Annotated in this window: 8 protein-coding genes and 1 pseudogene; 4 read left to right on the top strand and 5 right to left on the bottom strand. The window is 47.0% G+C overall.

Annotated features, from left to right (window positions below; genetic code table 11):
- Nucleotides 1–4: 4 nt before the first annotated feature.
- The 5 genes from cas2 to ACLUYS_RS02485 all read right to left on the bottom strand — a co-directional run bounded on the left by cas2 (nucleotide 5) and on the right by ACLUYS_RS02485 (nucleotide 6,613).
- Nucleotides 5–325 (bottom strand): CRISPR-associated endonuclease Cas2, encoded by a 321-nt coding sequence (cas2, locus tag ACLUYS_RS02465; RefSeq protein ID WP_412658925.1) that lies wholly within the window; start codon nucleotides 323–325, stop codon nucleotides 5–7.
- Entirely contained in the window at nucleotides 318–1,211 is an 894-nt protein-coding gene (gene cas1, locus ACLUYS_RS02470; RefSeq protein ID WP_230266612.1) for a type II CRISPR-associated endonuclease Cas1, read from the bottom strand. The genes cas2 and cas1 overlap by 8 nt, the downstream gene beginning before the upstream one ends.
- Complete coding sequence (cas9, locus tag ACLUYS_RS02475; RefSeq protein WP_412658927.1) at nucleotides 1,208–5,392, bottom strand: type II CRISPR RNA-guided endonuclease Cas9; 4,185 nt, start codon at nucleotides 5,390–5,392, stop codon at nucleotides 1,208–1,210. The genes cas1 and cas9 overlap by 4 nt, the downstream gene beginning before the upstream one ends.
- A gap of 511 nt (nucleotides 5,393–5,903) precedes the next feature.
- The gene (locus ACLUYS_RS02480) at nucleotides 5,904–6,197 is read right to left on the bottom strand and encodes a hypothetical protein (RefSeq protein WP_412658928.1); all 294 of its coding nucleotides are present in this window, start codon (nucleotides 6,195–6,197) and stop codon (nucleotides 5,904–5,906) included.
- A gap of 101 nt (nucleotides 6,198–6,298) precedes the next feature.
- Complete coding sequence (locus ACLUYS_RS02485; RefSeq protein WP_412658929.1) at nucleotides 6,299–6,613, bottom strand: hypothetical protein; 315 nt, start codon at nucleotides 6,611–6,613, stop codon at nucleotides 6,299–6,301.
- Nucleotides 6,614–6,778: 165 nt separating this feature from the next.
- Here ACLUYS_RS02485 and mraZ point away from each other — a divergent pair.
- From mraZ to ACLUYS_RS02505, 4 genes and pseudogenes are all read left to right on the top strand, one after another.
- Nucleotides 6,779–7,210 (top strand): annotated as a pseudogene (mraZ, locus tag ACLUYS_RS02490) (division/cell wall cluster transcriptional repressor MraZ).
- Nucleotides 7,211–7,225: 15 nt separating this feature from the next.
- On the top strand, nucleotides 7,226–8,170 hold the full coding sequence (gene rsmH / locus ACLUYS_RS02495) for a 16S rRNA (cytosine(1402)-N(4))-methyltransferase RsmH (RefSeq protein ID WP_230266607.1): 945 nt from the start codon (nucleotides 7,226–7,228) through the stop codon (nucleotides 8,168–8,170).
- Complete coding sequence (locus tag ACLUYS_RS02500; protein WP_230266606.1) at nucleotides 8,145–8,459, top strand: hypothetical protein; 315 nt, start codon at nucleotides 8,145–8,147, stop codon at nucleotides 8,457–8,459. Before rsmH ends, ACLUYS_RS02500 begins: the two co-directional genes overlap by 26 nt.
- Nucleotides 8,460–8,822: 363 nt before the next feature.
- The coding region (locus ACLUYS_RS02505) for a penicillin-binding protein (RefSeq protein WP_412658931.1) at nucleotides 8,823–11,170 on the top strand (2,348 nt) is incomplete at its 3' end.

Genomic DNA, 11,170 nt, shown 5'->3' on the forward strand with positions numbered 1-11,170 from the left:
AAACTCACAGAATCACCACGCTCTCGATTGACGAAACTGTATCCGAAACTGATTCTCCAAGAATGTATATGATTCTCGCATACTGCTTTTCAGTAATTACGAGCGCTTGGACCAATCCATCAGGAGGCTTTACTTTTTTGACATAGGAAATTGCTGCATCAGCCGCTTGCTGATTTTGCACCAGTTTCACATAAATGCTTTCCTGCATCATAAAGAAACCTCCTTTCAACAAGTTCGTACGAAATATCCGATAATCTTTGCGATTCTTTGGAGAGACCATGGGCAGATCGTACATAACAAGCACTCTCATATAACGGTTAATCATCCATTCCCAGCTCCAGATCGAATTCGCAGAAGCGGATACGGCTGCAGTCTGCTGTTTGTAACGCTTCGAAAACGCTTCGGATATAGATTCCTAACCCGTTAATCAGTTTTTCAGAACGATTTGCTACCCGAACTGGCAGTGATAGTAAGCTTAAAAGGATCTGCTTTTCGCGGCTGCCAAAGCTAATGATCCGATTTTTCACGACTAAATAATCTATCAGCACTCGCAGCGGCTCCATCAGATCACATCCCAGATTATATGCATTCACTGAACTGCAATGTGATATGCCTAGCTGTGTTAGATAGCCATTTGCCGATATTTCTCGATCGACTGCCGCTAATAATATTGCGTATCCATAATTTAAAGCCGCATTTCTGCCCGTATCTTCTCTCCGTGAGAAATCTGTGCCAAACAAACCGTTGAAATACACTTTTGCCGCTTGTCCTTCTCGATTTGTCGGATCACCAGGCTCTATTTCCTGAGCCAGAGTTTCCAGCTGAAGCTGCCTGTCTTTCAATTCCAGTCTGGCCAGTAATTTTGCCTGATTCAGTATCTTTTCTTTAATAATTTCTCGCCATACATCATCCATGACATATTCGTTGAAATTGATTTGCTCATAGATTTTTCGGCTCGAATCATGCGATCCGTAATAGGGGATGAGTTCTCCAGCCGGCTGCCTCTTCTCATTACAGAAAATCACTTTGATTTTTCTTTTCATAAGTTCATTCAGAAGGTAAGCAGTCATAGATACGGCAGTACTCTCAATCATCAGCACCGCTATCTCATCCAGGAACACCTTCTGAATCTCATTGCTTCGAACAACGAGATAATTCATCTGGAAATCCAGTTTTGAATTTGAACTGATGACTACTGTTCTCCAGCTCATACTTTCATCAAGTCAATTTCTCTGGAGAACAGCCCTGTTACCGATTGCAGCACAAGAACACATTCGCCCGCGTTTTTATTCTTATCGCCTGTCTGTTTTCGCCAAGTGGACAAGTTTCGGCCCAGACGAGGATCAGGCAAAAATCTGAATTCACTATGGTCTTTTGCAAACTCATCATTCCAAGAGTTAAAAGACTTTAGAATCTTATAAAGCACTTCAATTTGCTCTTTTTCCGAGAGACTTACAAAGGCAGGGCGTGCGCTTTCCAGTTTTTTAGAAATGGTGTTTTCGGCAAAAGCTCGAGGGATTTTCTCAAAAATCGGTGAAGAAAATTTTGCAATCAGTGAATCATAGAGCTCAATATTTCTTCTTTTGGAAACCGACTTTAAATAGAATTTATATTCCCCATTATTGTCTGGCCAAATTGCTTTTGAAAGATAGATCTGATCCTTTGCCGGCAAAATCAGTTCAACTGCATTTTGGAAGATGAGGCGCACATCAGATCTTCCTGTCAGCATCAATGGATACCCATTGATACGAAGGAGACTTTTGGGATGGATATTCATCAATCTCACAGAAGGAGCTTCCAGATGCAGAATGTCGCGACAATAGATATCCAATTCTTCCTTTGTTGTGTATCTCTGTTTATCCACGAGAGTCAGCGGCAAAATCATTCGTTCCCTTTTATTTTTTATTTGACATTCGACCAGGAAGAACGTTGCCCCTCGGACCTTGTCATAGTATCCATACTTGCCTGGATCCGCTGCATCTCGTTTTCTGGAAATATAGTAGGTTCCTTCTTTTCTCTCTTCGGCTGGGCAAAGCTGCACATCGCTAAGCGATCCGCGATTAGAAACCGTTCGGCGGGTAACCAGCGGAGTTCCTTTAAAGGCGACTCTTTTTACTGTGGCGATTGTTCCTGCTTCTCCTGGAACCCATGCAGATTCTGATCCGCGCGTTACCGGGTAGTCATAGAGCTTTTTCAAATTATATTTTTGCGTACCGTCTCTGAATTCTTTAACAAAGCGAACGGGGCTATCGGTAAAGCGAACAGAGAATACATTTCCGACTACGATATTGAGATAAGCATCGACCGCATGATGGAGATTGTTCAAATCTCTGATCTTAGGAATCTCAAACTGTTTTCGGAAGGCGCTGACATTCGACGCTTTCGAATACACGATCTGAGTATCTGGAGATGTCTGTTTAAGAATCGCAGCGAGAACTTTCGTACCCTGACGGGTTTCTACCAGCTGACGATTGATAAAACCTGCCAGTTCATCATCTGTGAATCCGGTTCTTCTTGTTAAGCGATTGAATTTTTCCTGCGTAATCAGACCCGCCTTCAGCCACTGTTTCCACAGAGGCGTCATTTTCGCCTGAATTTCCAGAGGCAAAGGATATCGATCTTTCTTCAGATCGCTGTTCGTTTGTTTGTTGGTGAGCACAAGATTGTTTTCGAGAGAATCATCTTTTACCCAGCGCTGTGCGTAGATATGGTCAATATCATATTCGCTGTTTGTCTGGAGCAGTTTTTCAAAATCAATTGGCTGACCAGTGTAGGCATCGCGTCCCTGCTGAGTCAGATAAAGATAGACCTTTTTTCTTTGAAGCAGACTCTCTTCCATGTTTTCAATTTCTGAAAGCCAGTGATGGGTATCATCTTTAATCGACTTATACAGCTCTTTGAATCGATTCTTTCGGGATACTGTCCGCTTTCCTTTTTCCTGACTCTCCCTCGCCATTTCGACAAACACTTTTTTAGGCGCCTTTCCCATCAGACCTGTGATTTCGCGGAGAATTCTGATCGTTTGCCAGATCATCCGTTTAACAGGTCCAGACAGGTAAAGTCCATCCAGATCCTCATGGCTGATTTCAAAAAGCGATTTCTGTTCTTTAGCAGCGTTTTCGGCAATTGTCTTCCGGAATGAATACTTATCGCTCAGAACCTGCATTAGATTATCGTTTGTCGACCAGAGGAATCCCATTACTGTCGATTCGTTTCCTTGAGAATCCGTTCCTTCCATTTCGAGGAATTCTCTTGAGCATCTTCCCCAGCCGTTGAATCGATTTCCAAGAATCCGCTTAATCTGTTTAGGGGTTAATTCCGGGAATTCTGAGCAGATTGCTTTTTTCAAAAAGGAACCGCCCTCTTCGTAAATAGTGGACCAGTAGACAATTTTTTCCGCCATTGCTCTTTGGGAGTCATTAAGCCGTTCCGTTCCCAGCACTTCGCAAAAGAATCGTTCTGTTCCCAGTTTATTTATGAAGTCTCCATCGATTCCAGAAATCACAGCTTCGGCAGCCTGTTCGTGATCCATTAGCTGGGCTTCAACGAGGAATTTTCGAATTTTCTTCTGGGTAACTTTTTTCCCTTTCAGGAATTCACTCTCGTACAGTCGCTGCTTAAGCTCAGGCGTGAGAGGATTTCCATCGATCTTCAGATTATTCAGCTCATTGAGAACCTTGAATTTTTCGTACAGCAAAGAATGATCCGACAGCACCTGGTATTCAGGAAGATACGTACACGTCCGAAGCATTCGGTGAATGAACGCTCGCGAGGTTGCTTCCTGATTAATCTTCTGTTCCATATTCCATGGATACACTGGTCCAGCGGTCTGATTTTCATTCCAGACTACCCATGACGTGCCAGACTCTTTTCCCTGACCAAGCGGTCCAATATAGTACGGAATGCGAAATGAAAAGAGCATGGAAAGACGTTCGGCAAGTGTGTACCCGGATTCATCTTTTTCACGAAATTCGGGGAAGATCATCGAAGCGTTCTCAAGAATCTTATTCAGTTCCTTCAGATGAACCTGATTTGGGATAACCCCGTTTTTGCTGGTCATCTGCTTTGGCATGAACTGATTGAGTTCAATTTTATGAAGGATATCCTGCTTCATCTCTTCCAGTTCCGCTTTATTAGATTCTGATAATTCTTTGAAATCCAGCTTTTTCAGAACTTTCTTTACCCCCTGGTAAAAATCATCCTGCGTGATCTTGGCTCCTCTTTTCTTGCCTGCGCTCGATGAATTCACAGAGCCGACATAGCCAGAATAGTTATCCGGCTTGGCGGGATATTCACGGAAAAACGCATTAAACGCTTTTTTATCCGCAGCCTTAAGAAGCTTTTTCAGCTGTTGTAAATCCTCGCGATGCTGCTCATACTGGCTGACTCTCGCCTCCGCAAGATACGAACAAGTCTGACCGCTTCGATCTTTCAAAATCGATTCCAGCTGCTGCCAGTCAAAAATCTGCGCAATGGATTCGAGCAGTTCTATTTCGGGTTCGGTGAGACGATCCGCAATTTCCTGGATTGACTCTTCAAGATCTTTTTCGCGTAAGGAAATCGAAAAGCTCTTCTGTTCTTCTGTCCGCAGCGGATGTTCAGGCCAGATTTTAAACAAATCTTCCTTTTTACCGCAGAGAAGTCCAAGAATTGCTTTTATTCGATTTTTCTCTTCTTTGGTCCATTTTCTGGAGGAAGAGTCCTTCATGAATAAGTCAATGAGCTTGCTGGATTTTTCGCTGATCGACTTGTTCTTGTCGGTAAGAATCTCTTTTACGGACTCAGAAGCTGGGAAATCAACGTGCGAGGAGACTCCATCCTCTGTGTCCTGCCACGTTTCATTTACACAGTCTGCAAACTGCTTATACATTTCATCGAAATCGGCAGATGGATCATCGAATTTTCCATTGAGCAGGAAATTGCCTCTGTGCTTGAATTTCTGTTCGATCACAATCGCATATTCTCGTGGATCCGTATGCTTTTCCGGATGACGAATCATATCGACAATGAGGTGGGAAACTGTCGGATATTTTTTATAGAATTCGGAATCAGACATCCCATTTTTCCCAAAGATCGAGTACTTTTCTTTCGACGTTTTATCTTCTTCCCAGAGCATGCTTTCCTCTCTGCGAAGATAGAAATCAGGGTCTACGCGGTCGATCAAAGGAGACAGCGATCTGCGCACATACTTAATCCGTGCCTGCATCCGGTCTGTTCGACGTCTGGCTCCTCGGCTCAGCCTTCGATCCGCAGCTGTTTTTCCTTCTTCGAACAGCCGAACACCTGCAGCAACGTGACCCCGAATTCGCAGCAAATGATAATCCGGATCTGTTACCGCCCAGCCAACGGAACTTGTTCCCAGGTCAAGCCCAATGTAATAATCTCCATTCATACTTCATTTCCTTTCTTGACGGACAAATGGTGTTGCGTTACAGTAAACCTACAAAGCGAGTTCAGATAAGGATCCTTAACCGGAGCCGTATTCACATTTGAGAGCATCGTGCTCTTTTTTTTTGCGCTTTTTCGAATAGCTCGCTTTGCGTGATGCATTACTTTTACAGTGTACATCCTCATAACGGCTTTCAAGAGTGAATTTCGACATTTTAACTGTTTGAATAACTGATTAACCTATTATTTCAAATACTTCGCCACGAGGATTCTTTCTTTTATACGTTTCGTTCCGGAGCAGCTGCTTCTCTGATAGGCCTCTGAATATTTCCGGCATCTGAATATCTATTGAGAAATAAAATTCGCCTTCTTCCAGACTTCGGGATTCCTGTCCTTTCGACAGAAAGCACTTTGTCTTTGGAAAAAGGCGATTATTTTTTTGGATTGATCAAACTGGTCCTGCAAGCGAAATTTCTCCGCTTTCCTATGCAGCTCTTATTGAATGAAGAGAGTATCTATTTTCGATTTGGCTGTTCTTTTTTCCAGTCTTCCCAGGCTTTGCGCAGACTGGTTTCCTTTTCAAAAAGACGATTGATTCCGTGCATCAGTTCGGGAGTCATGCCTTCCTTTGCTTTCGCATTCAGACTCTGGCGTTCTTCCTCGAGTTCCTGCATCGTCCAGACGTAAATGTCATCTGGATTTTCATTCATCTGGATCGCCGTTTGAATAGGATCTCCCTGCGCATCGAGTACTTTCTGAACTTTTTCTTTCTGCTGATCGCTTAATGGTTTTGAAAAATCGATTTTCATATTCAGTCTTCCATCCTTTCTGCTTCTGCTCGTTATCCGCGGGCAGAACAATTCTGTATGGCTTATCTGAATTGTACGACTCGAGGAAAAATACAGTCTGGTCATATTGAGCAAAATGCCAAAAGGAAAACAGAGCCTTTTGGCCGCATCAGCAGGCATTGCGCGTCAATCCTTAATCCGGCGCTCCCAAAAACGATCCGTTTCTGAAGAAAAACTGTTTTGATCCGCTTCCACTTTCCTTCTGCTCTGTCGTTTTCTGGCTTTCGTCCGCTTCGTTCAATTTGGAAAAAGCGGGTCTTTTTTCTGCCTTTTTGCGCCCGTTTTGGAACCGTTTCTGCCTTGCGGTGGGAAAGTGTGGTCAAAAGCGGCTCTTTCCCGCCATTTTGTCCCACTTTCCCTTTTTCTAAATTTGTCAAGCACTTTTTCAGGCTTTATTTAAAGCCAATTTTAAAGGTCTTTAATTTTTGACTCTTTCTTTTAATCTTGTCCCGTTTTGGGATTTGAATTGAGAAAAGAGGGTGCAGGGGGTATAATGCACCTACAAAGTAGGAAGTTGTGTCAGAAAGTGGGGGTGATGACACATGTTCATGGGCGAATACACGCACAACATCGACCGTAAGGGGCGGTTGATCATGCCCGCTAAATTCCGTGAAGAACTTGGCGAGCGCGTTTACGTGACTCGCGGCATGGACGGCTGCCTCAATGTCTACACGCTTGAAGAATGGACCAGCGTGTACACAAAATAGTCCTCCCTCCCTTCTACCAATCCGGACGCACGCATGTTCATGCGTTTTTTCATGGCCAAAGCGACCGAAGTGGAACCCGATGCACAGGGACGCATCCTGATTCCCGCTTCTCTGATCGCCGAAGCTGGACTGGTGAAGGAATGTTACGTTATCGGTGTTGCTAACCACGTGGAGATCTGGGCCAAGGAACGCTGGCTTGCTCTTCAGGACGAAATGCTTCCGTCCTATGAGAAGTTTGCAGAAAATCTGACCGGACTTCTCGATTAGTCCGGAGGTTTTGGAATGGAACATATCAGCGTGCTTCTTAAAGAATCGATCGATTTGCTGGAAATCCGTGAAGACGGCATTTATATCGACTGCACCCTTGGACGCGGCGGTCATTCGAGCGAAATTCTCAAGCGAATTCCGCACGGTCACCTCTACGCCTTCGATCTGGATCAGCAGGCGATTGATGAAAGCCGGCCTCGGCTGGAAGCCATCTCCGATCGGTTCACGCTGATTCACGCGCCTTTTGAAGATCTGGACCGCGAACTTGACCGGCTGCACGTCGGAAAAGTAGACGGAATTCTCATGGATCTTGGCGTATCGTCTCCGCAGTTTGACGATCCCGAACGCGGCTTTTCCTATCGATTCGATGCCCGTCTGGACATGCGAATGGACCAGAGCCAGACTCTGGACGCCGCCTGTATCGTCAATACCTATTCCCGCGAAGAACTTCTTCGTGTTTTGCGGGAATACGGCGAAGAGCCCAATGCGAATCGCATTGTCAACGCGATTCTTCAGGCTCGAGAAGTAGCGCCGATCGAAACAACCTTTCAGCTCAGCGATCTCATTCGGCAGGCTCTGCCCGCCGCTGTTCTGAAGAAAAAAGGCCATCCGGCCAAACAGACCTTCCAGGCGCTTCGCATGGAGGTCAACCGCGAACTTCCGCAGCTGCGCAGTGCGCTTGAACAGGGACTGCGAAGACTGAAAGTCGGCGGCCGAATGGCTGTGATTACCTTCCATTCTCTTGAAGACCGCATAGTCAAGCAGGCGTTCGCGGCGGCTGCACTGCCCAAAAAAGTGAATCGGCGCATTCCAATCGCAGGGGATGAAGAACTGGAATATCGCTTAATCAATAGAAAACCGATTCAGTCTACGGCAGAAGAGCTTGAAGAAAACAATCGCGCGCACAGCGCAAAATTAAGGGGAGTTGAACGAATTGCAGACAAGGAAGAAAACGCATAAACGCGCTCTGCGATCGAAGAACAAGTATGGGTTCTGGAAAAAGCTCATCATCGCATGTGCTGTGATCACCGGTATCGGTGCTTTAACCACCCGTCTTTTCGTTCGTCAGATGAGTACGACAAAATCGGTGGAAAACCAGGCACTCGTTTCGCAGATTAATGAAAAAAATACGGCGATTTCCGATCTGCAGACCGAAATCGCTCAGCTCGAAGAAAAGTCCCGAGTACTTGGAATGCTTGAAGGTCAGGTATCAGACAACCAGGCCAACGTTTACTACTATTCCAAGTAACCGGAACTGCTTTAGCTTCAATTTCTGTTTTGTACCTTGCAGAGCAGCTGACAATTCTCTGTCACTCAGAGCGTTCCAGCTGCTCTTTCCTTTTTTTCTTCTGCTATTTATCTTCCTTGCACGTATTCATCTTCCCTGTACGCATACTGCTCTGCCGCTTGTGCAGAGCGCTCCAAAAAAAATCACCCTGCAGATCCTGCACGTTTTGTAAGATTTAAGGTCGTTTTGAAAAATCGGTTTATTCTGTAGGGCGGAATATTTTATTCACGAAAACATCTCCTCTCTTTCCTTTGGAAAGCCCCATATCGGCGTACTGAAAAAAAGAAAAGAGAGTATCCATCTACCATACGAAAGGAGGCTGCCATGGCCCGCAATAAAAAAGAAAACAAACCTGCAGCCAGAAAAAAGCCTGAGGCATCCCCAAAGAAAAAACGGGGAATCTTAACCTTTGACTCGCGCATTCGCCTGATGGGCGTTGTGTTTTTTCTCTGTATTGCCGTATCCGTCAGTGCTGTCGGCATGACCATGATCAGCAAGCAGCATCTGTGGACCGGATACAGCGTGCTGAACCCCGCCGTTCGAAATTCGGTAATCACCCAGACGATTTCCGGATTGCGCGGCGACATCGTCGATCGAAACAATCAGATCATCGCCACGTCCGCCAAGGCCTACACCATCGCAGCCAACTTCGACAACCGTACTCCGGACGAAAAAGAACGCGATGACCAGATTATCCAGGGCCAGCGCGATAACCTGATCAGTCAGGGCAAGGCCAGCGGGCAGAGCGAACAGGTACAGGCCGCTCTGGAAGCAGCGGACGCCAAGCTCGTCGACGCGTACGTCGAAGATCCCGAAGCGTTCGCCAAGGCGCTCAAGGATGTCCTTGGCGACGTCATTGACGAAGACGATATTCTCAAGCGTCTGAAAAACGCGCAGGAAAACGGCTACTCGCAGATTGAGCTGGGTACCGGCACAAAACGCATTACGGAAGAACAGAAACTCCGCCTCGAATCCATGAAAATTCCCGGCATGAGCTTTATCGAAGACGTTCGCCGTACCTATCCGACCACGCCGCTTTCTTCGCAGGCCATCGGCTTTGCGACCAACGATGACAACACCGGTACGATCACCGGCCGCTTCGGGCTCGAACAGACGATGAACGCCTATCTGAGCGGCAAGAACGGGCTGCGTCAGTACACTGCTACGCAGGCTGACCAGATCCTGCCAGGAAGCGAAACGATTTTGCGCGAAAGCGAAAACGGCGACAAAGTCAAGCTGACCCTTGATCTGAACCTCCAGGAAACGATCGAATCGGTTCTTTCCAGAACCATGAATGAATCCAATGCTTCCCAGGCGTGGGCCATTGTCGTCGAGGTAAAAACCGGCAAGATTCTCGGCTGGGGTTCCTATCCGACCTATGACCAGAACACACACCTCGTTCTGCCGGAAACCGCCGACAACATTTCGCAGGCTCTCTTCGAGCCAGGTTCCGTTGTAAAGCCGCTCGTCTACGCAGCTGCCATCGACTCCGGCGTCTATCCCTCAGAAGATACTTACTATCGCGCCGGATCGTTTTACTACACCGTCGATCCGGTCACAAACAAGATCACCCGCGTCGGCAGTCAGGCCGAAACGCAGTATCCGCCGATTAACGATGCGCTGGGCACAGACTACGGTACGCTGACCTTTGCGGATGGTCTTGCACACTCCTCTAACATCGCGATTTGCGAATTGCTGACCAATTACCTCGATCAGCAGACGTTTGCCAGCTATCTCGACGCCTTCGGTCTGTATAAGCCCGTCGGCTCTCCGTTCATTAACGAACTGACCGGGGTCGGCAACTATTCGCAGGCCACCGACTACCTTTCGACTGGTTTTGGTCAGGCCTCTTCGCTGACCGCCCTGGAACTTTGTCAGGCGTATACCGCGATCTTCAACGATGGAAAAATGATGAAGCCCTATCTTGTGGACTCCATCCTCGACAGCGATACCGGCGAGGTCATCGAACAGTTTTCTCCGGAATGCACCGGCCATCCGATTTCAGCCCAAACGGCACAGAAAGTCCGTCAGCTCATGGTCCATGTCGGCGATGCCGGCATGACCGGTGAGCGATTCACCATTGACGGCATCGACATTGCAATCAAGACCGGTACGGGTGAAATTTACAATCCGAATATTGGCGGCTATGACAAAACCAACTACACATCGACCGTCATGGGCGCCGCTCCTGCCGACGATCCGCAGGTGATGGTTTTCTGGGGCATGCAGGGGCCGAACTATCTGAACTATTCGGGAAGCTACTTCCAGGACATCATGAAAGCCGCACTCAAGACTGCCGGCGTCAACTATGACAATGAGCAGTCCGATTCGGCAGATCAGAGTACCTGGACGTCCTGGACCATGCCGACGCTGACCAGCCACACGCGCAGCTATGCCGAACAGAAACTGGGCGAAATGAGTCTGAAATCCCTGATTCTGGGCAATGGCGATACCGTTATTGGTCAGTATCCGGCAGCGGATTCCACGGTCAATTCGCAGGACCGCGTTCTCTTAATGACGAACGGCGATGAAATTGTCATGCCGGATATGACCGGCTGGACGCTCAAGGATGTGACTGCCTTCTGGCAGCTGACCAACATTCAGGTCAAAGTCAGCGGATCCGGCAAAGTTGCCTCCCAGTCCGTCCCGGAAGGCACGGCACTGCATAAGGG

Origin of the sequence: Allobaculum sp., from assembly GCF_047010065.1 — a bacterium.
In the GTDB taxonomy this organism is placed as follows: Bacteria; Bacillota_I; Bacilli_A; order Erysipelotrichales; family Erysipelotrichaceae; genus Allobaculum; species Allobaculum fili.